Source organism: Caballeronia arationis, from assembly GCF_001544975.2.
GTDB lineage: Bacteria > Pseudomonadota > Gammaproteobacteria > Burkholderiales > Burkholderiaceae > Caballeronia > Caballeronia arationis.
The window spans coordinates 93,223-116,315 of record NZ_FCOG02000021.1; the positions used below are offsets into that span (position 1 = coordinate 93,223).

Here is a 23,093-nt window from a genome sequence, read left to right on the forward strand (position 1 = left end):
GGATTCATGCCGCGTGCAGCATAGTTCATGGATCGATGACCTCCGCGCACGCATCGGTCGGCAACGCAACCGCTCAATCCAAGACAGGCCGCGCAAAGCGCCGCCAGCAAACACAATTTCATCCAGCCACTCCTTGCGCGGAATTCCGCGCAAGTCGCGCCGATCCGCCAGACATCACTTCGTTGAAACAGGCCTCACCTTCGATGCCGCGAGCTTCGCCCGCTCGCGCGCCTCGTCGATGTCGCGCCCCGTCGCTACTGCCACGCCCATGCGGCGCTTTTTGAAACTCTCGGGCTTGCCGAAAAGACGCAGGTCCGAATCCGGCACCGCGAGCGCCTCTGCAACGCCTTCGAACGCGATGGCCGCTTCGTCGAGGCCGCCGTAAATCACCGCCGACGCGCCCGGCGCCCGCAGCGACGTATCGACCGGCAAGCCGAGGATCGCGCGCGCATGCAGGTCGAATTCCGAGAAACGCTGCGTGGCGAGCGTGACAAGGCCGGTGTCGTGCGGACGCGGGCTTACTTCGGAAAACCAGACATCGTCGCCGCGCACGAAAAGCTCCACGCCGAAGAGGCCGCGCCCGCCGAGCGCCGCCGTCACTTTCGCCGAGACGTCGCGCGCCTTTTCGAGCGCGGCCGCGCTCATCGGCTGCGGCTGCCACGATTCGACGTAATCTCCTGCGACCTGCAAATGGCCGATCGGTTCGCAAAAGTACGTTTCCGTGACGCCCGTTTGCGGGTTCGCGGCGCGCACGGTCAGTTGCGTGATCTCGTAGTCGAAATCGACGAAGCCCTCGACGATGACGCGCCCGCGGTTTACGCGCCCGCCCGCCATTGCGTAGTTCCAGGCCGGCTCGATGTCGGCGTCGCTCCTGAGCACCGACTGCCCCTTGCCCGACGACGACATCACCGGCTTCACGACGCACGGAAAGCCGATCGTCGCGATGGCCGCCTTCATCTCGTCGAGCGATTGCGCGAATGCGTAAGGCGAAGTGGGCAGGGCGAGCGTTTCGGCGGCGAGCCGCCGGATGCCTTCGCGGTTCATCGTGAGCTGCGTCGCGCGCGCGGTCGGGATCACGACCGCGAGACCCGCCGCTTCGATTTCGGCAAGCATGTCGGTCGCGATCGCCTCGATCTCGGGCACGATCAGATGCGGCCTCTCCTGTTCGACCAGCGCACGCAGCGCGGCGCCGTCGGTCATGTCGATCACGTGCGAGCGATGCGCGACCTGATGGCCCGGCGCGTCGGCGTAACGGTCCACGGCGATGGTCTCCACGCCGAGCCGCTGCAGCGCGATGATCACTTCCTTGCCAAGCTCGCCCGCGCCGAGCAGCATCACGCGCGTGGCGCTCGCCGAGCCCGGCGTGCCGATGCGGCGCACGGCGCCCGTTTCGATGGTGCCCGCTCCCTGACTGGCGGTCTGCATGAGGTGCTCCTGGGTTTGATCCGAACAGTCGGCGATGTTAACACGCGCACTCAAGCACGAAGACTCGTCCGGTCGGCATATTCACAAGCGTGCGGCACGCGGCGCAGGCGCTCGCAACGATGCGTGATGGCATCGCGTTGCACATCGTCGCTGGACAAATCGTAGGACGAGTGCGATACCCTTACGGTTTCGCCAGCTTGAGGACCCTCGATGCGCATGCAGCTTCCCCCGCAGCCTTCCCGTTCCCCGTCGCGTTCTCGTTCAGACGCGCGGGGCCCCTCGCGCTTCGCTTCGTTCGGCGCAGCACTCGCGCTGGCCGCAACGCTTGCAGCGTGCGCGCTGCCGACCCATCCGGACGCGTCGGCACCGCCGACCGATCCCTACAATCCCGCGGCCACGCAACTGCTCGACGACACGCAATGGGAACTCACGCGCTGGACGGATGCGACCGGCCAGCAGCGCACGGTTCCGCACGGCGACAACGGCGAGCCGATCACGCTGAACCTGTCCACGGAAGGCGGCAAGCGGCGCGTGAGCGGTTTCTCGGGCTGCAACCGCTACATGGGCAGCTATGAGGTGAAGGACGGCAAGCTCGCGTTCGGGCCGCTCGCCGGCACGCGGATGGCGTGCGCGTCGGGCGCGGGTGCGGCGCTCGAGCAGCCGTACCTGAGCGGGCTCACGCACATCGCGAAATCGGGCGTGCAGATGAATCCGCCCAAGGAACTCCTGTTGACGCTCGACGACGGGCAGGTGCTAGCCTTTGCAAGCCGCTCGAAGTGACGCGGCGATGACGTGCGCGGCGAATCGCCTTCGGGAACGATGCGCACGTCGGTCCGACACATCCTTCGCGGCCGGCGCGCGGTCAGTCGGCGCCCCGCTTCCTCCTTCGCTTGCGTCAACGGTTAAACTCGACGGCCCGGTCTTCGCCGCTTCCCTCAATAGTTGGTTCCAAGCATGCACACGGTAGTTCTCGGCTGGTTCGGCGGGTCAGTCGTCTGGTTTCTTCCTCTCTTGTGGCGGCTCGTCAAGTCGATGCTTCCCGGCGGCGGCGGCGTACGCGGCCCCGGCACGATCCGGCTGTGGCTCGGCTTCGTCTGCGTGATCCTCGCGAGCGCGGCGCTCGAAGGCGCGCTACTCGGCTCGTTCGAGGCGGCGTGGGGCGTCAATCGCTGCGGACACGCGCTCGCAGGCGCACTCGCGGCGTTCGCCGGCAAAGTCGGCGCGGGCGCGATCGCGGCCGTCGCGTTGTTCGTGAGCCTGCCGTGGCTCTGCGGTTTTCAGTGGCGCCCGGCGATGGGCTGGGCGAACGGCGCATTCGGGCTCGGGTTGAATTCCGAATGGTTTGCCCCGCGCGAGAAAGAGGCGCGCGAACCCAGGCCGCGCGAACGGGCGTCGCGCACCAAGCCCGGTCGCGAACGAAGCGCGCCGGGGGAGACCTATCGCGCGGGCGGCATTCCGGGCCGCACCTCGCACGATGCGCCGACGCTCGGACTGCCGGCTGCCACGAATCGTGAAGGCGGACGCTATCAACGGCCGACCGTGTGGCGGCCGCCCGCGATCCGTCGCGGCGATTCGAAGGCGGGCACCGCGACGCGCGCGCAGGCAGCCGATGCGTTCGCCAGCAAGTTCGCGCGTGCCGACATGGGGACGCCGGTGCCGGCAATGCGGCGCGACCTCGTCGAACCGGTTGCGCCGGCGGGCTGGCCTGGCGATGGTCCGGCAGCGCGGACACGTTCGCGCAACGACTCGGCGATGCCCGCGCGCGCCGCGTCCGGCGCATCGGCGGATCAAGGTGCATCCCGGGCGACGACCAGCGGTTCACCGTACACATCCGGTCACGCGAATAACGCGACGCGATCCGCAGCGGCGACGGCGAGTGCCGCGTCGCGCTCGACGGTCAACGCGAGCACGGACCGCCACGCGCACGTGCCGCGCCCCTCGGGAGCGCGTTCGACCGTGACGCCGGTGAGCCGGTCCGGGTCGATGCCGGGAAGCGGAACGGCGCCGGCGGGTGCGCGACAGCAGGGGCAGCGTCCGCCCGCGTATTCGCGTCCGGCCGAGCCCGCCGGCCCGCCGCCGGCACCTTCGACCATTCAGGCGACGCTGCGCTCGATCGAAGAGAATGCCGCGCTGTGGACCTCGCTCGCGGGCGCGAGCCTCGCGCGTCGCCATGAATCGCAGGCGATGCGGGCGAATCCGGCCGGGTCGAACACCGTGCCGCCGAGTGCGGACGATGGTGCGATGCGCTTCGCGTCGCCGGAGAAAACGCAATCGAGCGGCGAGACAACGCGCCCTGTCGAAATGTCGCCCGCATCGAAGGACGTTGCGCAGATTCCGCTCGCGGCCGGCGTTACGCACCCTGCACAGCAGACTGACAGCCTCGCCGATGAGCTGCATCAGACGAACGAGCCCGCGACGCCGACGTCGCGTGAGCCCGACGCGACCGTATCACCGCGCGCTGTAAATCCGTCCGACGCAGCCGCGCTGCCGCAAACAGCAATGGCACCGACAGCAACGACTTCTTCCGAAGCCACTGCGGCGCCCGAAACAATGCCTCCGCGTAGCGCCACCGCTTCGCCTGAAAACACCGCGACTACGGCGACCGAACACGCAACCGATGCTCCCCCGCGCCCTTTCGTCGCGCCCGAACCCACGCCAGCAATCACGACGCCGTCCGCGACATTCGCAGCGCCAACTCCGTCGCAAGCTTCACCGGATCTCGCGCCGTGGCTTGCGCCCATTCCATCCGCCGCCGACACGCCCGCGCCGCAACCCAGGGCGCATCGCCCTGCCCCGCCGCCCGTGGTCGAAGAGGAACCGGTGCCATCGAACGTCGTGCGCTTCCCCGGCACGCCGGGCGCCGCGCCGTTGGCACAGCCGCCGGCATCAACGGCGACAGCTGCGCCAGCGGCAGAAGCCCGCCCGCCCGTGCGAGGCTTCGTCCCGACCGAATTCGAATTCCACGCGCCCGCCGCATCGGCGGTCGAACTGCCCGGCTTCGACCTCCTCGAACGCGCCTCCGACGAAGTCGAGCCCGTCTCCGAGGAACGTCTCTCCGAAACCGGCCAGCTGATCGAGCAGCGTCTGCAGGAATTCAAGGTGCCGGTGACGGTCGTCGGCGCATCGGCGGGGCCGGTGATCACGCGCTTCGAAGTCGAGCCCGCGCTCGGCGTGCGCGGCAGCCAGATCGTCGGGCTGATGAAGGACCTCTCGCGCGGACTCGGCCTCACCTCGATCCGCGTCGTCGAGACGATCCCCGGCAAGACCTGCATGGGCCTGGAGTTGCCGAACGCGAGGCGCCAGATGATCCGCCTGTCGGAAATCCTCGAAGATGACGTCTATCGCAACTCGAAGTCGAACCTGACGATCGCGATGGGCAAGGACATCGTCGGCAATCCGGTCGTCACCGATCTCGCGCGCGCGCCGCACATGCTGGTCGCGGGCACGACGGGTTCAGGCAAATCGGTTGCCGTCAACGCGATGATCCTCTCGCTCCTCTACAAGTCGAAGCCCGAGGACGTGCGCCTCATCATGATCGACCCGAAGATGCTGGAGCTTTCCGTCTACGAAGGCATTCCGCATCTGCTCGCGCCAGTCGTCACGGACATGAAGCTCGCGGCGAACGCGCTCAACTGGTGCGTCGGCGAGATGGAGAAGCGCTATCGCCTGATGTCGGCGGTCGGCGTGCGCAACCTGCAGGGCTTCAACCAGAAGGTGCGCAACGCCGACGCCGCCGGCAAAAAGCTCACCAATCCGTTCTCACTGACGCCCGACGCACCCGAGCCGCTGTCGACGCTGCCGCTGATCGTCGTGATCATCGACGAACTCGCCGACCTGATGATGGTGGCCGGCAAGCAGATCGAGCAGCTGATCGCGCGGCTCGCGCAAAAGGCGCGCGCCGCCGGCATCCACCTGATTCTCGCGACGCAGCGGCCGTCAGTCGATGTGATCACCGGGCTCATCAAGGCGAACATTCCGACGCGCGTCGCGTTCCAGGTGTCGTCGAAGATCGACTCGCGCACGATTCTCGATCAGATGGGCGCCGAATCGCTTCTCGGAGCGGGCGACATGCTCTTCCTTCCGCCGGGCACGGGCTATCCGCAACGCGTGCACGGCGCGTTTGTCGCGGACGACGAAGTGCATCGCGTCGTCGAATACCTGAAGCAGTTCGGCGAGCCGGAATACGAGGAAGGCATTTTGTCGGGACCGACGTCGGAAGCCGCGTCGCAGGACCTGTTCGGCGACGCGCCGGACGCGGAAGCCGATCCGCTTTACGACGAAGCCGTGTCGTTCGTGCTGCGCACCCGCCGGGCGTCGATTTCGTCGGTGCAGCGGCAGTTGCGCATTGGCTACAACCGCGCGGCGCGGCTCGTCGAGCAGATGGAGACGGCGGGCCTCGTCTCGCCGATGGGCAACAACGGCAACCGCGAGGTGCTCGCGCCGGCGCAGCCCGAATAAAACGCGCGGCGCGTCACCAGAGCCGCAGCTTGCGCAGATAGCCCAGCGTTCCGCCGGCGCACACCACCATCACGCCGATCACGACCCAGAACGAATGCGGTCCGTGGGTCCCAGGCAGCCCCGCGACGTTCATCCCGAAAATGCCCGAGATGAGCGTCGCCGGCATCAGCAACGCGGACATGACCGCGAGCCACAACAGCTTGCCGTTGATTTCCTCGGAAAGCTGGGCGGCGATCTCGTCCTGCAGCAGCTTTGCGCGTTCATAGAGCCCTTCGAGCCCGGCGGCCAGGCCGTTCAGCACCTGGATCGCCTGGATCAGCGCCTCCATCGAGCGCGGTTCGGCCCAGTCCAGCCGCCGCGTGATGAGTTGTGTCAAAGCATTGCGCTCCGGATCGATGAAACGCTTCACCTCGACGAGGCGGCGCCGCACGTCGCCAAGCTCGACGCGCGAATTCGGATGCGTCCCGTCGATCACGCCCTCTTCCACGTCGTCGAGACGGTCGCCGAGTTCGTCGATGCGGTCCGCGAAGGTCTGGTTGAGCGCGCGGATCAGGCCCGCGAACAGGTCGACAGTATCGCGAAAGAGCGCACCTTCGAGCACCGCGTGGCGCAGGCGGTCAGTGGACTGCAGCGGCTGCGCGCGCACCGTGATCATCCGGTGGCTGTCGACGTAGAAGCGCAGCGCGCCCGTCGCGCGCCGCGACGCGCGCGCCGCGGGGTCGGCCTCGCTGCTGCCCGCCGGCGACACCACCGCGCGCTCCACATCGGCCACGACGCCGTACACGAAATTCGACCCCAGGTGCACGCGCGGGCGCTTGTCCTCGCCGTTGAGGAATTCGCGCGCGACATCGGGCATCGACGAGACGCCGGTCAGCCAGTTCTCGACGGTGTCGTCGTTCGCGCTCAGGTGCAGCCAGGTGGGACCGTCACCGGCGATTTCCTTTCGTGCCTCGTCCCACGAAAGCCGGATCGCCTCGGCGCCCGCAAACCGGAACGCGCTGATGAAACCCGCGGGCACCGGCCCGTCGCGCTCCGGCGGGCCGCCCGCCTTACGCGCGGATTGGGCCTTCCTGCCGTCGATATCGGTATTGATGCTGTTCAACGTTTCACTTCCTTTCACACTGCTGAAAACCCGCAAGTCAGAACTCGTAGCGCCCGCGGAAAAAGGCGACGTCGCCGTTGTTCAGGCGGGGATACGCGGAATCAGCGTCGTCATGACCGACGCTTTCCGGTAACGCACCGACACGATCGGCAACGGCACCTAATGCGATGTCATCGCGCGCGGTGATTCCCACGAAATAGCCACCGCCGAGTGACAGTCTGCCCACTACCGGATTCGTGTACCACTGCCGGGCGAACCCGCCGATCGGCTGGTTGTTGCGCCCGGCGTCGTCCACACGCCGCGAGCCGGTCGCTATCGATAGTTGACGATGCTTGCTGGTGTTGTCGTGCAGCCTGTCAGCCGCCTCGCCAGCAAATCCCGCGCCGCCTCGTCATTGATCGATACGGCGCCGCGTCATCGAAAACTTTTCGTGCGCCTGTCTGCCGTTTCCTACGAAGGCGATACCAGCTTGAAATCCACCGGCGAACCGATATCCAGGCGCTTCGGGTCCGACGCGAGTTCGCCCGTCTGCGGATCACGGCGGAAGAAATAGACGCTGTCGCTCTCCTGATTGCCGACGATGAGCCAGCGTCCGCCCGGGTCGATCGTGAATTCGCGCGGCGTCTTGCCGAGCGTCGGCGTGCGTCCGGTCAGCTTCAGATGCCCGCTGGCCGGATCGACGGCGAACGCGACGAGTTCGTTCGCGTCGCCGCGATTGGTCGCGTAGAGAAAGCGCCCGTCCGGCGACAGGTGGATCGCGCCGCCGCCGATCTTGCCCTTGAAGCCGGGCGCCGTCAGCGGCAGGCTCTGAACCTGCGTGAGCTTGCCGTCGCGATAGTCGAACACGACCACCGACGCGTTCATCTCCGTCGTCAGGTAAGCATGCTTGCCGCTCGCGTCGAAGATCAGGTGGCGCGGTCCGGCGCCGGGATTGATCGTCGTGTAGCGCGTGTCGGTGGGGCCCAGCAAGCCGCGGCTGCCGTCGGGCGTGTAGCGGTACGAATAGACCTTGTCGGCGCCGAGATCCTGCGCGAAGAGATACCGTCCGTCGGGCGAGAAGACTGTCGAGTGAACGTGCGAGTTGTCCTGCCGGCCCTTCACCGGGCCGCCGCCCTCGTGATGCACGGTCAGCACCGATTTGCCGACCTGGCCGTCCGCCTGCAGCGGGAACACGGCGAAGCTGCCGCCCGGATTCGCCGCGACGGAATAGTTGGCCGTCAGCAGATACTGCCCGTCGGGCGAGATCGCGAGGTAGCACGGATCGTTGCCGTCCGCCGATACCTTGTCGAGAAACGTGAGCTGTCCGCTTTGCGCGTCGAAGCGGAACGCGCTCACGCTGCCGCGCTGCGACGCCGGGCCGTTGTCGCCGGGCAATTCGTTGACCGCGTAGACGAAGCGCCGGTCTCGGCTCACAACGAGATACGACGGGTTCACCGCCTGCGCCGACGAGATGCGCGTCAGCTCGCCGTTCTTCGTATCGAAACGATAGACGTAGATGCCTTCGCTCTTGCCGCTGCCGGTGTAGGTGCCGATCAGGAGATCGTAGACGCCGTCGGAAGTGGCCACGTCAGTCGCCGGGGAAGAGGCCGGGGACGTCTGCGCGAATGCGGGCGACGAGGAAAAGGCCTGCGCTGCGGCAAGCGAAACGATCATCGCGAAACCTTTTGCCCATGCAACGGGCCTAACAGCGATTCCAGCCGATGAGCGCGACGTCCGGCTGCGCGGTTCATCGACGGTGATCGACGGCGGGACGGAATGCATGTGACCTCCTGAACGTCTGTTTTGCGGCTTGTTTTCAGGTTTTTTCAGGTTATGTTGTCGCTATCGGCGAGGGCCGCGATAAGCCGCAACCGTATCACCGATCGGCGCGCGCGGGTTCGTGCTCCAAGTAACCCGACGAAGCCGTACTCACTTCAGCCAAAGCAGTCATACCAACAAAGGAGTCGCGATGAACATTCACGTCAGCCTGGGGCCGCTCGTTTCACTCATCGCCGGGATTCTCATCCTGATCATGCCGCGGCTGCTCAACTTCATCGTCGCGATCTACCTGATCGTGATCGGCCTCATCGGGTTGTTCGGGCTAGGGGCGTCGCATTTCTGAGCGCGCCGCGCCGCGCATGCCCTGCGTCTGACGCCGATTCGGCGGCCGGGTTCCGCGTGTAAGGAAGCGTCGGGGGAATGTCGGGAGAACGCCGGCATCCCGGCGAGAAGAAAACGCGGACGAGCAGAACCTGCGCGGCGCCATTTGGCGTCGCGCAGGTTCTGCATGCGTTGTCCTGCGTTAAAAAAGTGCTGCGGCGCCGCGATCAGCCGTTGGCGAGCTGATCGAGCCGCAGGCGTCCCTGCAGCGAAAGGCAGCCGACGGAAATGCCGCCGACATCGTAGGTATAGCGCGTGAAGCACCCGCGCTCGGTCAGAAAGGCCGCCGCCGTTTCCATGGCGTTGCGGGAAAGCCCAAGATTCGTGTAATCGAGCGGAAGCAGCGGGTCGGCGTCGGAGACGCGGCTCGCTGCGGAAAGTATCGCGATGCAGTCGGACTTTGACGGGTTGAGCATGACTTTCTGTTCCTCGAAAACGATACGCTGAAGACGGATTGTCCAAACGACGATTTGAAGACCAGCGATGCGCCGCCAAAAATTTCGATGCTTCAGAGAGGCATGCGCATGAGAAGCGGTGTTGAAGAGGCCCGGAGCGCGCGAAATGCAGAAAGCGTGCGGGAGACGAGCAGAAAGCGCGCGCGCAAAACGTCCTTGCCAATCTTCATTCTAAAGGGCTGTCCAATTATTTTCCAAGCACTTGTGCGTCAGATTCGTGACGGTTCGTCACGCACTGTTCGCGCAAGTTCCCTGCCGAGCTCGAACTATTGCGGCAGAATGCGGCTCGAAGGGCGTTTCATGCGCTTCGGATCTTAATAGCCGATGCGTCGAACAACCCGTGGCGCCACGCTTTGTCTGCGTGTCGCCGCAAGAAGAGAGCTCGTATCCGCCATGCCCGCACCGATTGAAGACTACGCCATGGTCGGCGACGGCCATACGGCCGCCCTGATCTCCCGCAACGGTTCGGTCGACTGGCTCTGCTGGCCGCGTTTCGACTCCGGCGCGTGCTTCGCCGCCCTGCTCGGCACCCCCGAGCACGGCCGCTGGCTGATCGCACCGGACCTGCCACCCGATGCCGCCGAACCCGTCATCAAGCGTCGCTATCGCGGAGACACGCTGATCCTCGAAACGGATTTCGAAACACCGGACGGCGCCGTGACGATCGTCGATTTCATGCCGTCGAGAAACGGTCATTCGGAACTCGTGCGGATCGTGATCGGCCGGCGCGGCGTCGTGCCGATGAAAACCGAGCTGGTCCTGCGCTTCGACTACGGTTCGTCGATCCCGTGGGTGAGCCGGCTTGCGCACGAGAGCGGGATCAAGGCCATCGCCGGCCCGGACCTCGCCGTGCTCCGCACGCCCGTGGACCTCGTCGGCGAGAACATGAAGACCGTCGCCCGCTTCACCGTCGCGAAGGGCGAGCGCGTGCCCTTCTCGCTCTGTTATTCGCAATCGCATCTGCGGCTGCCGCCCGCGCACGATCCTCATACGCAGCTCGCGCGCACCGAGAACCACTGGCGCGAATGGTCGGCGCAGAGCGACCTCAAGGGCAAATGGGCGGGCGCGATCCGCCGCTCGCTGATCACGCTGAAGGCGCTCGCCTATGAACCCACCGGCGGCATCGTGGCGGCGCCGACGACCTCGCTGCCCGAGCAGCTTGGCGGCACGCGCAACTGGGACTATCGCTACTGCTGGCTGCGCGATGCGACCATTACCCTGCTCGCGATGATGCGCGGCGGCTACTACGACGAAGCCCGCGCGTGGCGCGCGTGGCTCGGTCGCGTGATGGCTGGCTCGCCCGAGCAGGTGCAGATCATGTACGGCATCGCGGGCGAGCGGCGGCTGCCGGAATGGATCGTCGACTGGCTGCCGGGCTACGAAGGCGCGGCGCCGGTGCGCATCGGCAATGGCGCGGTCAACCAGTTGCAACTAGACGTCTACGGCGAAGTGATGAACGCGCTGCATCTCGCGCGCGTCGGCGGCCTTCAGAGCGACGAAACCGCCTGGTCGATCCAGTGCGCGATGCTCAAGCACCTGGAGACCGTCTGGCAGCAACCCGACGAAGGCATCTGGGAAGTGCGCGGCGGAAGCCAGCACTTCACGTTTTCGAAGGTGATGGCGTGGGTCGCCTACGACCGCGCAATCAAGTCGGCGGAAAAGTTCGACCTGCCCGGCCCGCTCGACCACTGGCGTGCGATGCGGGCGCAGATTCACGCGGATGTCTGCGAGAAAAGCTGGAACGCATCGATGAACTCGTTCGTGCAGGCCTATCACGGCGATGCCCTCGACGCGAGCCTGCTGCTGATTCCGCTGCTCGGCTTTCTGCCGCCGGATGATCCGCGTGTGGTGGCTACCGTACATGCGATCGAAACGGATCTCACCCATGATGGATTGGTCAAGCGCTACCACACGACCGAAGTCGACGACGGCCTGCCGCCCGGTGAAGGCACGTTTCTGGCTTGTAGCTTCTGGCTGGTCGACAATCTGGCGCTGCAGGGCCGCTTCGACGAAGCGCACGCGATGTTCGAGCGCCTCGTCGGACTGGCGAACGACGTGGGGCTTTTATCGGAGGAATACGACACCGTGGCGAAACGCCTTGTCGGTAATTTCCCACAAGCGTTTTCCCATGTTGCGCTGGTTCACACCGGCATGAACCTGATGCGTCACGAGCAGGAAATTGCCCGCGCAACCGGTCAGCCTGATCGACCGGCTGAAAACGGTGAATCGGCGCAGCTCCCGGAAAGCCAACTGTAAGGCTATCCACAGGATCGGGAAATCGCCAGTTGTGGAATGCTTTGTTGCGTTGCACAATAACATTGGCGTATATGATAATGCGGAATAAATTCCGAGCGGCCGTTCAGTTGAAGACTCGTAGGAAGTCAATTTTTCCGGTTTCACGAGTCTTCAACGGCACGGCCGATAACCAGGAGTCGAGCTGGACCTTAGGTTGTAACTTGCCGCTGCATCATTGACTGCCGTAAGAGGCTAATCGCCGGGCGCATACCGCGATGAGCGGGTAACACGGGCGTCACCGGTTTTACACGGGGCAAACATGCTCTATCAATTTCACGAATTCCAGCGAGCCATGCTCTATCCCCTGACGGCATGGGCTCAAGCCGCATCGAAGTCGTTTCTCAATCCGGCCAGTCCGCTAGCGTATGTGCCGGGCTCCAGTCGTTTCGCCGCCGGCTACGAACTGCTTTACCGGCTCGGCAAGGACTACGAGAAACCCGAGTTCGAGATCCATCAGATCGAGAAGGACGGCCACAAGATTCCCATCGTCGAACAGACGGTCGTCGAGAAGCCGTTTTGCCGCCTGCTGCGCTTCAAGCGCTACGCCGACGACAGCATGGCGGTGAAGAGCATGAAGGACGAGCCGGTCGTGCTCGTCTGCGCGCCTCTGTCGGGCCACCACTCGACGCTCTTGCGCGACACGGTCAAGACGCTCCTGCAGGATCACAAGGTCTACATCACCGACTGGATCGACGCGCGCATGGTGCCGTTCGAGGATGGCGCGTTCCATCTCGACGACTACGTCGAGTACATCCAGGAATTCATTCGACATATCGGCGCGAAGGATCTGCATGTGATCTCGGTGTGCCAGCCGACCGTGCCGGTGCTCGCCGCCATCTCGCTGATGGCGTCGCGCGGTGAAGACACGCCGCGCACGATGACGATGATGGGTGGTCCGATCGACGCGCGGCGCAGCCCGACGTCGGTGAATTCGCTGGCGAACGAGCACTCCTACGAGTGGTTCGAGAACAACGTGATTTACACGGTACCGGCAAATTATCCAGGGGTCGGGCGCAAGGTTTATCCGGGGTTCCTGCAGCATGCCGGGTTTGTCGCTATGAATCCGGAGCGTCATCTGACCGCGCACTGGGACTTCTATCAGAACCTCATCCGCGGCGACGACGACGATGCGGAGCAGCATCGCCGCTTCTACGACGAATACAACGCCGTGCTCGACATGGCCGCCGAGTATTACCTCGAGACGATCCGCATCGTGTTCCAGGAATTTCGTCTTGCGGAAGGCACCTGGGATGTGAACGGCGAGCTCGTGCGCCCGCAGGACATCAAGACAACGGCGCTTTTCACGATCGAAGGCGAGCTCGACGACATTTCGGGCTGCGGCCAGACGCGCGCCGCACACGATCTGTGCACGGGCATCCCGGCGAAGAACAAGAAGCATTTCACCGCCGAAAAGGCCGGCCACTACGGCATTTTCTCGGGACGCCGCTGGCGGACGATGGTGTATCCGCAGCTGCGCGAGTTCATCCTCGAGCACGACAAGGCGCCTAAGACGGAGCCTGTTCCCGCGTAATCCCGCTTGGGCTTGTACAAGACAAACGCCGCGCTGATTCCAGCGCGGCGTTTGTTTTTTGAGCCTGCGAGTGCCTTACCGCCGCATCAGATACGCGAGCAAAAGCTCCGTGTTCATCTTCACCATTTCATCGCGCGGCTCTTGCTGGCTGAAGTCGAGCCCGAAGGTCGCTTCGAGCGTGAAGCGGTTCGACACGATGTAATAGCCCAGACCGGACAGCGTCACGTAGAACTTGAGCGGATCGACATCGGTCCTGAACAAGCCGGCCTTTGCGCCGCGTTCAAGAATGCCCGCGAGCGTTGCGACAACCGGCGAGATCAACTCGCGGATGCGCGTCGACCCCTTGATATATCTCGCTTCGTGGAGATTTTCGTTGTTGATCAGACGCAGCAGTTCCGGGTGATCGCGATAGTAATCCCAGACGAAATGCGCAAGCCGCGTCATGGCTTCGACGGGCGCGACGCCGTCGAGGTCGAGCGAGCGCTCCGTATCCATGAGCGCGCCGAACGCGTGTTCAAGCACAGCCGTAAACAGTTGCTCCTTGCTGCCGAAGTAGTAATAGAGCATCCGCTCGTTGGTTTCGGCGCGGCGGGCTATCTGATCGACGCGTGCGCCGAACAGACCTCCGGCTGCGAACTCGTCCGCGGCTGCAAGCAATATGCGGCGGCGGGTGCCTTCAGGATCTCTTTTGATTTTCGGCTGATTCATGGTGGCATGATTCGAGAGCCGCGTTATCCGAATAGCGTCACGTGGCCCGTGTCCAGGGGTTACATGACGTGAACGGGCGCGCCAAGTTATTGGGGAACACCGTCCTGCGGTCAATCGGAAAAGCGCTTCGATTATGCGCACATCGATTGCCTATTGGCAATTGGGATTGAAAGGGAATTGGTAGATAATGGCGCCTTTAGTTCGAGCGCGGGAGCAAGAGCCCGCGCCGCTCCCCGCAGTGTCAACGCGAACGCGCACCGTTGCATGCCGATGCAAGTCGATGCGCGTCGATAGCGGCAATGCACATCGAAGCCCTTTGTTCCAAGTGCGCCGAATGCGCCCGAGTGCGCCCGACTGTGAAACACGCGCCCGTGCACCATGGCGAACTCCCCCAACGTGAACGTGACCGTAGACGCCCGAGAGACGCTCGCAGACCGCATCGAGGATCTGCTGCCCCAGACGCAATGCACCAAGTGCGGGTATCCCGCCTGCCGGCCTTACGCTGAAGCCATCGCGACAGGCGTTGCGAACCATAACCAGTGCCCGCCGGGCGGGATCGAAGGCGTCGCGCGGCTCGCGCATCTGCTCGGCAAGCCGGTGATTCCGCTGAACCTGGAGAACGGCGTCGAGCGGCCACGCCCGCTTGCCGTGATCGACGAGAACGTGTGCATCGGCTGCACGCTGTGCATGCAGGCGTGTCCCGTCGATGCGATAGTCGGCGCGGCCAAGCAGATGCACACGGTCATCGAGGCGCTCTGTACCGGTTGCGACCTTTGCGTGCCGCCCTGCCCTGTCGACTGCATCGCGATGATTCCCGTCACCGGGGCGAAATCCGGCTGGGATGCATGGACGCAGGATCAAGCCGATGCCGCGCGCGACCGTCACGACCGGCGCCTCGCGCGTCAGGCGCACGAGCGCGAGGCTGCCGAAGCGCGCGCCGCCGCGCGGCAGGCGGAGCGACATGCCGGGCGTCCCGTGTCGCATGAGGAAAGCGATGCACAGCCGGCATCGGTCGCCGCGCCCGCCATTGCCGACGACCCTGAAGCCAGGAAACGCGCGATCATTCAGGCCGCGCTCGAACGCGCGCGCAAGAAGAAGGAAGAACTCGCGAAGCTCGGCGCCGCGCCGAAGAATACCGAGCACGTAAGCGCGGACGTGCAGGCGCAGATCGACGCCGCCGAAGAACGGCGGCGGCGGCTCGGCCTCGCTGGCGGCAGCGAGAAGAACGATTCCGATCACTGACCCGGGCGTGCGATGAACGCGAACAAGCGCCGTGCCATCTTCGAGACGCTCAGCAGTCTCAACCCGCACCCGACGACCGAACTGGAATACAGCTCGCCGTTCGAACTGCTGATCGCCGTCCTGCTGTCCGCGCAAGCCACCGACGTCTCGGTGAACAAGGCGATGCGCCGGATGTTTCCCGTCGCGAACACGCCAGCGATGGTGCTCGCGCTCGGCGAGGAAGGCGTCGCCGATTACATCCGCACGATCGGGCTTTATCGCACGAAAGCGAAGAACGTGATCGCGACGTGCCGCATTCTCATCGACCAGTACGGCGGCGAAGTGCCCGACGACCGCGAAGCGCTCGAATCGTTGCCGGGAGTGGGTCGCAAGACCGCGAACGTGATCCTGAACACGGCGTTCGGCCATCCGACGATCGCCGTCGATACGCATATCTTCCGCGTCGCGAACCGCACGGGACTCGCGCCCGGCAAGGACGTGCGCGCGGTCGAAACGGCGCTCGAAAAGTTCGTACCGAAGGAGTATTTGCACGACGCCCATCACTGGCTGATCCTGCACGGTCGCTACGTGTGCAAGGCGCGCACGCCCGAGTGCTGGCATTGCGCGATCGAGCCGCTCTGCGAATACCGTCCGAAGACGCCCGCGCCGGTGCTCTGAGCGAAGACCCGCGCCGCGCCTTAAAATGGCGCCCTGAAACCTGGAAACCCTGCCGTATGTTCAATCCCAGCCGCGACGAAGTCCGTCAATTCTTCACCGAGACCTGGCGCAAGCAGCGCGCGGGCGAAATCCTGACGCCGCTGGAAAGCATCGCCGCCGACTGGATTGGCGAGCATCCCGAATACCAGCAGGAACTCGCCGATCCCGACGTCACACAAGCCGACTATTCACCCGAACGCGGCCAGACCAATCCGTTCCTGCACCTGTCGATGCATCTTGCGATCAGCGAGCAGTTATCGATCGACCAGCCGCCGGGCATCCGGCGCGCGCACGAGAAACTCGTCGCGCGGCTTGGCTCGACGCACGACGCGCAGCACGCGATCATGGAATGCCTCGGCCAGATCATCTGGGACGCGCAGCGCACCAGCACACCGCCCGACACCGACGCCTATCTCGCGCTGATCGAGCGACGGGCTTCGCGCGACTAAGGTTCTCACGCCAGCGCCGTAAACGACGACACCCCGCGATGCGGGGTGTCGTCGTTTGAAGCCGTGAAAAGCTGCAGGAAGCCGCGCTTACTTCTTCAGCACGAGGCTGCCGTTCAGCGATTCGATGTAGGCAGCAAGGTCTTTCAGATCGCTTTGCGACAGGTTCTGCACCTGTGCGGCCATGATCGCGTTGCTGCGGCCGAAGTTCGGATTGCCATTGCCCATCTGATACTGACGCAGCGCCCAGTAGATATAGGTCGCATGCTGGCCCGCGAGCTTCGGATATTCGCCGCTCACGGGCTGATTGAGGTTCGGGCCATGGCAGGCCGCGCAATTGTGGCTGTCGGACAGCGATTTGCCGTTGGCGACGTCGGCGGCGTGCGCCGCATTCATCGATGCAATGCCGAAGAGCGCCGCCACGCACGCTGCCTTGAACACTGCCTGAAGTGCCTTGGATGGCTTCATGAATTCTCCTATCCCGCGAAATTGGATTGCCGAGTGACTGGCGCCAGAGGTGCGCGGATCACTTGTCGGGATTGTTCTTCGAAGAGGGGGTTTGCGCGGCGTAGTACGCGGCGATGTCGGCGATGTCCTGATCGGTCAGCGTCGTGGCGATGGCGCGCATGGTGTCGAAGTGGCGGTCGCCCTTCTTGTACGCATGCAGCGCGTTCTCGATGTACTTGGCGTTCTGGCCGCCCAGCATCGGAACGTTGTAGACCTCGGGATACGCCGTGCGGTAGCCCGGAATGCCGTGGCAACCGATGCACATCGCCACCTTGCCTTCGGCCGCCTTCGCGTTGCCGACGACATCGGCCGATGCCTGGGTCGCGAAGCCGGCGAGGCCCGACAGCGCTGCGATCACGGCACATTTGCCGATGAATTTGTTCATAGCTTCTCTAACCTAGCATGAGGGGAAATTCGACGCGCCCGCCGTCCGACCCGAGGCCCACGACCCACGCCGAGTTCATCACAACCTTCTCGGGACTGTTCTTGTCTCTAGCCCTTGCTCTAGCCACGCAGGCCAAAAAAATCGCGCTAATTGTACCGCGCGACCCACCCTCCGTCCACAGAATGGGCGTGCGCGCCTGGCCCGACCGGCGCTCCGGTCAAGCGCCTGCGTCCCGGCGATGGCACGCAATGTCGGTCCAGACGCGCTTGCGACGGCGGCTCACAGGATAAGCGGGGGGCGTCAATGGCAACAGCCCATCTGACTTATACTGGGTTTTTTTCTCCCACCGGACTCTTTGCCATGCGTTTCGAAGGCTCATCGCAATACGTCGCCACCGACGACCTCAAGCTCGCGGTCAACGCCGCGATGACGCTTCAGCGCCCGCTGCTCATCAAGGGAGAGCCCGGAACCGGCAAGACGATGCTCGCCGAGGAGGTGGCGGCCGCGCTCGGCATGCCGCTCCTGCAATGGCACATCAAGTCCACGACGAAAGCACAGCAGGGCCTCTACGAGTACGACGCGGTCTCGCGCCTGCGCGATTCGCAGCTCGGCGACGAGCGCGTGAAGGAGATCCGCAACTACATCGTGAAGGGCGTGCTCTGGCAGGCGTTCGAGGCGGACCAGCAGACCGTCCTTCTGATCGACGAGATCGACAAGGCGGACATCGAATTCCCGAACGACCTCTTGCGCGAACTCGACCGCATGGAGTTCTACGTCTACGAGACGCATCAGCTCGTGAAGGCGTTGCACCGGCCGCTCGTCATCATCACGTCGAACAACGAGAAGGAACTGCCCGACGCGTTCCTGCGCCGCTGCTTCTTCCACTACATCAAGTTCCCGGAGCCATCGACGATGAAGGAGATCGTCGAAGTGCATTTTCCGGGCATCAGGGAAGACCTGCTCGCCGCCGCGATGCAGAGCTTCTTCGAGTTGCGCAATGTATCCGGGCTGAAGAAGAAGCCGTCGACCTCCGAACTGCTTGACTGGCTGAAGCTCCTGCTCGCCGAAGACATCCCGCCCGAAGCGCTGCGCACCTCCGACCAGAAGCAGATCGTGCCGCCCCTGCATGGCGCGCTGCTCAAGAACGAGCAGGACCTGCATCTCTTCGAGCGGCTCCTGTACATGAACCGCAACAACCGCTGAGCGCCTTCCATCACTTCCTGAGAGAGTTTGAACGCATGAGCCGCTGGATCGAACCCGTCACGCTGTCCGGACAACACGTCAAGCTCGTTCCGATGTCGGTCGAGCACGAACAGGCGCTTGCAGCAGCCGCCGCCGACGGCGAACTGTGGAAGCTCTGGTACACGAGCGTGCCCGAGCCGGACAAGACGCGCGCGTGGATCGACGCCGCGCTCGCAATGCGGGACACCCTCGGCGCGCATCCGTTTGCCGTAATCGATGCAAAGACGGGCGACGTCGTCGGATCCACGCGCTACTTCAATGTCGATGAAGCAAACCGCCGGCTCGAAATCGGCCATACGTGGTACGCGAAGCGCGTCCAGCGCACGGCGCTCAACACCGAAGCCAAGCTGCTCCTGCTCACGCATGCGTTCGAGAAGCTGAACGCGATCGCCGTCGAGTTCCGGACCCACTTCATGAACCACCAGTCGCGCGCCGCCATCGCGCGGCTCGGCGCGAAACAGGACGGCATCCTGCGCAATCACCAGGTCGGGAAGGACGGCGCGTATCGCGATACCGTCGTGTTCTCGATCATCCAGTCGGAATGGCCAGCGGTGCGCATTCATCTCAAGCACCGGCTCGAAGGCTAGTACCGGCTACGCACCCGCGAGGTTCACAGCATGCTGATCGACTTCTTCTACTCGTTGCGCGGCGCGAAGCTGCCGGTGTCGGTGAAGGAATACCTGACGCTGCTCGAAGCGCTGAAGGCACAGGTGATCGCGCCGTCGCTCGACGAGTTCTATTTCCTCGCGCGCATGACGCTCGTGAAGGACGAGAAGTACTTCGACAAGTTTGATCAGGCGTTCGGCGCGTACTTCCACGGCGTGACGAAGATCGACGAAGCCGCCTTCGACGTGCCGCTCGACTGGCTGAAGAAGCGCCTCGACCGCGATTTCACGCCCGAGGAAAAGAACAAAATCGAGGCGCTCGGCGGACTCGACAAGCTGATGGAGCGCCTGAAGGAACTCTTCGAGGAACAGCAGGAGCGCCACGAAGGCGGCAGCAAGTGGATCGGCACGGGCGGCACGTCGCCGTTCGGGCACGGCGGCTACAACCCGGAAGGCATCCGCATCGGCGGGGAATCGTCGGGGAACCGCACGGCGGTGAAGGTGTGGGACGAGCGCGCGTATCGCGATTACGACGACCAGGTTGAGATCGGCACGCGCAACATCAAGATCGCGCTGAGGCGCCTGCGCCGCTTCGCGCGAGAGGGCGCGGCCGAGGAACTCGACCTCCCCGACACGATCCGCAGCACCGCCGCGAACGCCGGCTGGCTCGACCTGAAGATGGTGCCCGAGCGGCACAACAACGTGAAGGTGCTGATGCTGCTCGATGTCGGCGGCTCGATGGACGATCACATCAAGCGCGTCGAGGAGTTGTTCTCCGCGGCGAAGGCCGAGTTCAAGCACCTGGAGTTCTTCTATTTCCACAATTGCGTCTACGACTATCTGTGGAAGAACAACCGCCGGCGTCACGGCGAGCGCACGCCGACCTTCGACGTGCTGCACAAGTTTACCGCGGACTACAAGCTGATCTTCGTCGGCGACGCGACGATGAGCCCCTACGAAGTGCTGCAGCCGGGCGGATCGGTGGAATACAACAACGCGGAAGCCGGCGCGGTGTGGCTGAGGCGTCTCGCGGACCAGTTCCCGCGTCACGCGTGGCTCAATCCCGAGCCGGAGCGGCTCTGGGAATACCGCCAGTCGATTTCGGTGATCCGGCAGGTTCTCGGCAACCGGATGTACGGCCTCACGATGGCTGGCCTCGAAGGCGCGATGCGGGCGCTGTCGAAGTAGGCGCGCGCGGGCGGTGAAGCGCGTAACATCGCGCTTTCCCGCGCCGCCCCCGGCGTGCTTCTCACCGCTTGCCCGCTGCATCCTGCCGCATGAATCCGCCGCCGAACACCCCTGCCCTTGCGCCGCAACCGCTGCGCCCTTTCTCCGATAGCTCGCTCTCCGCGTTCGTCGCGGGTTTTGTCGCGATGATGACGGGCTATACCAGCTCGCTCGTGCTGATGTTCCAGGCGGGCCGGGCCGCGCACCTCACCGACGCGCAGATTTCCTCGTGGATCTGGGCGCTTTCCATCGGCATGGCGCTCTGCACGATCGGCCTGTCGCTGCGCTTTCGCGCGCCCATCGTGATCGCATGGTCGACGCCTGGCGCGGCGCTGCTCGTCACTTCGCTACCGAACGTCGCGTATCCGGAGGCGATCGGCGCCTTCGTCGTCTGCGCGGTGCTGCTGACGGTGGTCGGCTTCTCCGGCCTCTTCGACACGCTGATGAAAAGAATTCCCGCCGGCATTGCCTCGGCGCTGCTCGCTGGCATCCTGTTCGAGATCGGCATCGAGATTTTCCGCGCGGCGCAGTTCCAGACCGCCCTCGTCCTCGCGATGTTCTTCACCTACCTGCTCGCGAAGCGCCTCGCACCGCGCTACGCCATTCCCGCGACGCTCGTCGCCGGCATCGCGGTCGCCGGGGCGCTCGGGTTACTCGATTTCAGCCGCTTTCACGTCGCGCTCGCGCATCCGGTCTTCACGATGCCGTCCTTTTCGCTCGCGGCGACGGTCAGTATCGGCATTCCGCTCTTCGTCGTCGCGATGGCGTCGCAGAACGTGCCGGGCGTCGCCGTGCTGCGCGCCGACGGCTATTCGACGCCCGCAGCGCCGCTCATCGCGACGACCGGCCTCGCGTCGCTCGTGCTCGCGCCGTTCGGCTCGCACGGCGTGAATCTCGCGGCGATCACGGCGGCGATCTGCACCGGACCCGAAGCCCACGAGGCCCCCAGCAGGCGCTACATGGCGGCCGTCTGGTGCGGGATTTTCTATTTGCTCGCGGGCGTGTTCGGCGCAACGATTGCTGCACTGTTTGCGGCGTTTCCGAAGGCGCTGGTCGTCTCGGTGGCCGCGCTCGCGCTGTTCGGCTCGATCATGAGCGGCCTCGCCAACGCGATGCACGACGCGCGCCACCGTGAAGCGGCGCTCGTCACGTTCATGGTGACGGCCTCGGGCCTGACGCTGGCCTCGATCGGCCCGGCGTTCTGGGGACTGGTCGCGGGTATCGTCACGCAGGTCGTGCTAAACGCGCGGCGCTGATTTTCCCGCGCGCCGCATGCGCGAAAGGCCCCCGACTGCGCTTGCGCCCCGAAATCTTCACACGATGAACGCATGCTGCGGGGAGGTGTCGAACGGCCGTGCTCGCGGGGTACCTGCGCGAACGGCGCGCGCAGGTCTAAAATGATCGTGAGGAAAGGTGACAGATGAGGTGACAGAAGGACACCGAGGGGCGAACCGCCGGCCCGGCAGGGTGCGGGCGGCATCGCAGATGATGTTCAACGCGGAAAACGCTGACGCGCGCAATTCACGCGGGCATCCGCAACTTTGACAAGGCGCTAGCGCCGACGACCCGATATGACTACCGCTCTCGACCAGCTCAAGCAATACACCACCGTCGTCGCCGATACGGGCGACTTTCAGCAACTCGAGCAGTTCAAGCCGCAGGACGCGACGACCAACCCGTCGCTCATCCTGAAAGCCGTGCAAAAGGACGACTACAAGCCGCTGCTCGAGAAAACCGTGAAGGAGCACGCGGGCAAGCCGGTCGGCCAGATCATCGACCGCCTGCTGATCGCGTTCGGCACGGAAATCCTCAAGATCATCCCGGGCCGCGTGTCGACCGAAGTTGACGCGCGTCTCTCGTTCGACACCAAGGCGTCGATCGCCAAGGGCCACGAACTCATCAAACTTTACGAAGATGCCGGCATCAAGCGCGAGCGCGTGCTGATCAAGCTCGCCTCCACCTGGGAAGGCGTGCGCGCGGCGGAAGTGCTGCAGAAGGAAGGCATCAACTGCAACATGACGCTGCTGTTCGCTCCCGCGCAGGCCGCCGCCGCCGCCGAGGCCGGTGCGAAGCTGATTTCGCCGTTCGTCGGCCGCATCTACGACTGGTACAAGAAGTCGGCGGGCGCCGAATGGGACGAGGTGAAAAACGGCGGCGCGAACGATCCGGGCGTGCAGTCGGTGCGCAAGATCTACGCGTACTACAAGAAGTTCGGCTACAACACCGAAGTGATGGGCGCGAGCTTCCGCACGGTCAGCCAGATCACCGAACTCGCCGGCTGCGACCTGCTCACGATCAGCCCCGACCTGCTAAAGAAGCTCGCTGACAGCAACGACAAGGTGGAGCGCAAGCTTTCGACGGAATCGGTAAAGAACGAGCAGATCGACAAAATCGCCGTCGACGAGCCGAATTTCCGCTTCGCCGTCAACGACGACGCGATGGCCACCGAAAAGCTCGCGGAAGGCATCCGCACCTTCGCCGCCGATGCGATCAAGCTCGAAAAGGTGATCGCGGCGCTGCAGTAAGGTTTTCGCGGGGCTTGTCGCCCTGCTGATGTCAAAAACGGGCCCCGATGCGTCGCCGCATCGGGGCCCGTTTTGCGAAGCGGCGATGCGCGGTGGCTTGCCGCA

At 64.6% G+C, this 23,093-nt stretch carries 21 protein-coding genes; 13 read left to right on the top strand and 8 right to left on the bottom strand.

Annotated elements, in window-relative coordinates:
• Window positions 1–174: 174 nt before the first annotated feature.
• A complete protein-coding gene (gene purT, locus AWB81_RS15370) occupies window positions 175–1,425 on the bottom strand; it encodes a formate-dependent phosphoribosylglycinamide formyltransferase (RefSeq protein WP_374730491.1) in 1,251 nt (416 codons plus the stop codon).
• Between the two features lie 216 nt (window positions 1,426–1,641).
• Between purT and AWB81_RS15375 the strand changes: the two genes are divergently transcribed.
• Both AWB81_RS15375 and AWB81_RS15380 read left to right on the top strand, forming a co-directional pair.
• Complete coding sequence (locus AWB81_RS15375; protein ID WP_062636822.1) at window positions 1,642–2,205, top strand: META domain-containing protein; 564 nt, start codon at window positions 1,642–1,644, stop codon at window positions 2,203–2,205.
• A 174-nt stretch (window positions 2,206–2,379) separates the two neighbouring features.
• Window positions 2,380–5,883, top strand: a complete 3,504-nt coding sequence (locus AWB81_RS15380) for a DNA translocase FtsK (protein ID WP_087135001.1) — start codon at window positions 2,380–2,382, stop codon at window positions 5,881–5,883.
• Between the two features lie 13 nt (window positions 5,884–5,896).
• Here the strand turns inward: AWB81_RS15380 and AWB81_RS15385 are convergent, their stop codons facing one another.
• From AWB81_RS15385 to AWB81_RS15395, 3 genes are all read right to left on the bottom strand, one after another.
• Entirely contained in the window at window positions 5,897–6,985 is a 1,089-nt protein-coding gene (locus tag AWB81_RS15385; RefSeq protein ID WP_235025810.1) for a transporter, read from the bottom strand.
• A gap of 37 nt (window positions 6,986–7,022) precedes the next feature.
• Window positions 7,023–7,280 carry a hypothetical protein gene (locus AWB81_RS15390; RefSeq protein ID WP_062636745.1) on the bottom strand — a complete coding sequence of 86 codons (258 nt, stop codon included), beginning with the start codon at window positions 7,278–7,280 and terminating at the stop codon, window positions 7,023–7,025.
• A gap of 155 nt (window positions 7,281–7,435) precedes the next feature.
• A complete protein-coding gene (locus AWB81_RS15395; RefSeq protein WP_235025812.1) occupies window positions 7,436–8,638 on the bottom strand; it encodes a lactonase family protein in 1,203 nt (400 codons plus the stop codon).
• A gap of 295 nt (window positions 8,639–8,933) precedes the next feature.
• Here AWB81_RS15395 and AWB81_RS15400 point away from each other — a divergent pair, with 295 nt between their 5' ends.
• Window positions 8,934–9,086: a DUF3096 domain-containing protein gene (locus AWB81_RS15400; protein ID WP_087135003.1), complete on the top strand. Its 153-nt coding sequence runs from the start codon at window positions 8,934–8,936 to the stop codon at window positions 9,084–9,086.
• A 205-nt stretch (window positions 9,087–9,291) separates the two neighbouring features.
• Here the strand turns inward: AWB81_RS15400 and AWB81_RS15405 are convergent, their stop codons facing one another.
• On the bottom strand, window positions 9,292–9,540 hold the full coding sequence (locus AWB81_RS15405; RefSeq protein WP_062636750.1) for a hypothetical protein: 249 nt from the start codon (window positions 9,538–9,540) through the stop codon (window positions 9,292–9,294).
• Window positions 9,541–9,972: 432 nt separating this feature from the next.
• Between AWB81_RS15405 and AWB81_RS15410 the strand changes: the two genes are divergently transcribed.
• Entirely contained in the window at window positions 9,973–11,835 is a 1,863-nt protein-coding gene (locus AWB81_RS15410) for a glycoside hydrolase family 15 protein (protein ID WP_062636752.1), read from the top strand.
• Window positions 11,836–12,133: 298 nt separating this feature from the next.
• Window positions 12,134–13,405, top strand: coding sequence for a polyhydroxyalkanoate depolymerase (locus AWB81_RS15415; RefSeq protein ID WP_062636754.1), 1,272 nt, complete (start codon window positions 12,134–12,136; stop codon window positions 13,403–13,405).
• A gap of 75 nt (window positions 13,406–13,480) precedes the next feature.
• Here AWB81_RS15415 and AWB81_RS15420 read toward each other — a convergent pair whose 3' ends face one another.
• The gene (locus tag AWB81_RS15420; RefSeq protein ID WP_062636756.1) at window positions 13,481–14,113 is read right to left on the bottom strand and encodes a TetR/AcrR family transcriptional regulator; all 633 of its coding nucleotides are present in this window, start codon (window positions 14,111–14,113) and stop codon (window positions 13,481–13,483) included.
• 378 nt (window positions 14,114–14,491) lie between these two features.
• Here AWB81_RS15420 and rsxB point away from each other — a divergent pair, with 378 nt between their 5' ends.
• Genes rsxB through AWB81_RS15435 form a run of 3 tightly spaced genes read left to right on the top strand, consistent with a single transcriptional unit; the run spans window position 14,492 to window position 16,500 of the window.
• A complete protein-coding gene (rsxB, locus tag AWB81_RS15425; protein WP_062636758.1) occupies window positions 14,492–15,355 on the top strand; it encodes an electron transport complex subunit RsxB in 864 nt (287 codons plus the stop codon).
• Between the two features lie 12 nt (window positions 15,356–15,367).
• The gene (nth, locus tag AWB81_RS15430) at window positions 15,368–16,012 is read left to right on the top strand and encodes an endonuclease III (protein ID WP_062636760.1); all 645 of its coding nucleotides are present in this window, start codon (window positions 15,368–15,370) and stop codon (window positions 16,010–16,012) included.
• Between the two features lie 56 nt (window positions 16,013–16,068).
• Window positions 16,069–16,500, top strand: coding sequence for a DUF1841 family protein (locus AWB81_RS15435; protein WP_062636762.1), 432 nt, complete (start codon window positions 16,069–16,071; stop codon window positions 16,498–16,500).
• A gap of 87 nt (window positions 16,501–16,587) precedes the next feature.
• Here AWB81_RS15435 and AWB81_RS15440 read toward each other — a convergent pair whose 3' ends face one another.
• Both AWB81_RS15440 and AWB81_RS15445 read right to left on the bottom strand, forming a co-directional pair.
• Window positions 16,588–16,965, bottom strand: coding sequence for a c-type cytochrome (locus AWB81_RS15440; RefSeq protein ID WP_062636765.1), 378 nt, complete (start codon window positions 16,963–16,965; stop codon window positions 16,588–16,590).
• Between the two features lie 58 nt (window positions 16,966–17,023).
• A complete protein-coding gene (locus AWB81_RS15445) occupies window positions 17,024–17,389 on the bottom strand; it encodes a c-type cytochrome (protein WP_062636767.1) in 366 nt (121 codons plus the stop codon).
• A gap of 360 nt (window positions 17,390–17,749) precedes the next feature.
• Here AWB81_RS15445 and AWB81_RS15450 point away from each other — a divergent pair, with 360 nt between their 5' ends.
• From AWB81_RS15450 to tal, 5 genes are all read left to right on the top strand, one after another.
• Complete coding sequence (locus AWB81_RS15450) at window positions 17,750–18,592, top strand: AAA family ATPase (RefSeq protein ID WP_062636770.1); 843 nt, start codon at window positions 17,750–17,752, stop codon at window positions 18,590–18,592.
• Between the two features lie 35 nt (window positions 18,593–18,627).
• Window positions 18,628–19,218, top strand: a complete 591-nt coding sequence (locus tag AWB81_RS15455) for a GNAT family N-acetyltransferase (protein WP_062636771.1) — start codon at window positions 18,628–18,630, stop codon at window positions 19,216–19,218.
• Window positions 19,219–19,248: 30 nt separating this feature from the next.
• A complete protein-coding gene (locus tag AWB81_RS15460; RefSeq protein WP_062636773.1) occupies window positions 19,249–20,424 on the top strand; it encodes a vWA domain-containing protein in 1,176 nt (391 codons plus the stop codon).
• A gap of 89 nt (window positions 20,425–20,513) precedes the next feature.
• Window positions 20,514–21,719 (top strand): benzoate/H(+) symporter BenE family transporter, encoded by a 1,206-nt coding sequence (locus tag AWB81_RS15465; RefSeq protein WP_062636776.1) that lies wholly within the window; start codon window positions 20,514–20,516, stop codon window positions 21,717–21,719.
• 315 nt (window positions 21,720–22,034) lie between these two features.
• The gene (gene tal / locus AWB81_RS15470) at window positions 22,035–22,988 is read left to right on the top strand and encodes a transaldolase (RefSeq protein WP_062636778.1); all 954 of its coding nucleotides are present in this window, start codon (window positions 22,035–22,037) and stop codon (window positions 22,986–22,988) included.
• The last annotated feature ends 105 nt before the right edge of the window (window positions 22,989–23,093 follow it).

What these genes read in the sequence shown, in the direction of transcription:
- AWB81_RS15410 (WP_062636752.1), top strand. Translation starts at nt 9,973, where the DNA reads ATGCCCGCACCGATTGAAGACTACGCCATGGTCGGCGACGGCCATACG.
- nth (WP_062636760.1), top strand. Translation starts at nt 15,368, where the DNA reads ATGAACGCGAACAAGCGCCGTGCCATCTTCGAGACGCTCAGCAGTCTC.
- AWB81_RS15380 (WP_087135001.1), top strand. Translation starts at nt 2,380, where the DNA reads ATGCACACGGTAGTTCTCGGCTGGTTCGGCGGGTCAGTCGTCTGGTTT.
- AWB81_RS15435 (WP_062636762.1), top strand. Translation starts at nt 16,069, where the DNA reads ATGTTCAATCCCAGCCGCGACGAAGTCCGTCAATTCTTCACCGAGACC.
- AWB81_RS15445 (WP_062636767.1), bottom strand. Translation starts at nt 17,389, where the DNA reads ATGAACAAATTCATCGGCAAATGTGCCGTGATCGCAGCGCTGTCGGGC.
- AWB81_RS15450 (WP_062636770.1), top strand. Translation starts at nt 17,750, where the DNA reads ATGCGTTTCGAAGGCTCATCGCAATACGTCGCCACCGACGACCTCAAG.
- AWB81_RS15460 (WP_062636773.1), top strand. Translation starts at nt 19,249, where the DNA reads ATGCTGATCGACTTCTTCTACTCGTTGCGCGGCGCGAAGCTGCCGGTG.
- AWB81_RS15415 (WP_062636754.1), top strand. Translation starts at nt 12,134, where the DNA reads ATGCTCTATCAATTTCACGAATTCCAGCGAGCCATGCTCTATCCCCTG.
- AWB81_RS15405 (WP_062636750.1), bottom strand. Translation starts at nt 9,540, where the DNA reads ATGCTCAACCCGTCAAAGTCCGACTGCATCGCGATACTTTCCGCAGCG.
- AWB81_RS15375 (WP_062636822.1), top strand. Translation starts at nt 1,642, where the DNA reads ATGCAGCTTCCCCCGCAGCCTTCCCGTTCCCCGTCGCGTTCTCGTTCA.
- rsxB (WP_062636758.1), top strand. Translation starts at nt 14,492, where the DNA reads ATGGCGAACTCCCCCAACGTGAACGTGACCGTAGACGCCCGAGAGACG.
- AWB81_RS15440 (WP_062636765.1), bottom strand. Translation starts at nt 16,965, where the DNA reads ATGAAGCCATCCAAGGCACTTCAGGCAGTGTTCAAGGCAGCGTGCGTG.
- AWB81_RS15455 (WP_062636771.1), top strand. Translation starts at nt 18,628, where the DNA reads ATGAGCCGCTGGATCGAACCCGTCACGCTGTCCGGACAACACGTCAAG.
- AWB81_RS15420 (WP_062636756.1), bottom strand. Translation starts at nt 14,113, where the DNA reads ATGAATCAGCCGAAAATCAAAAGAGATCCTGAAGGCACCCGCCGCCGC.
- AWB81_RS15395 (WP_235025812.1), bottom strand. Translation starts at nt 8,638, where the DNA reads ATGATCGTTTCGCTTGCCGCAGCGCAGGCCTTTTCCTCGTCGCCCGCA.
- purT (WP_374730491.1), bottom strand. Translation starts at nt 1,425, where the DNA reads ATGCAGACCGCCAGTCAGGGAGCGGGCACCATCGAAACGGGCGCCGTG.
- AWB81_RS15400 (WP_087135003.1), top strand. Translation starts at nt 8,934, where the DNA reads ATGAACATTCACGTCAGCCTGGGGCCGCTCGTTTCACTCATCGCCGGG.
- AWB81_RS15465 (WP_062636776.1), top strand. Translation starts at nt 20,514, where the DNA reads ATGAATCCGCCGCCGAACACCCCTGCCCTTGCGCCGCAACCGCTGCGC.
- tal (WP_062636778.1), top strand. Translation starts at nt 22,035, where the DNA reads ATGACTACCGCTCTCGACCAGCTCAAGCAATACACCACCGTCGTCGCC.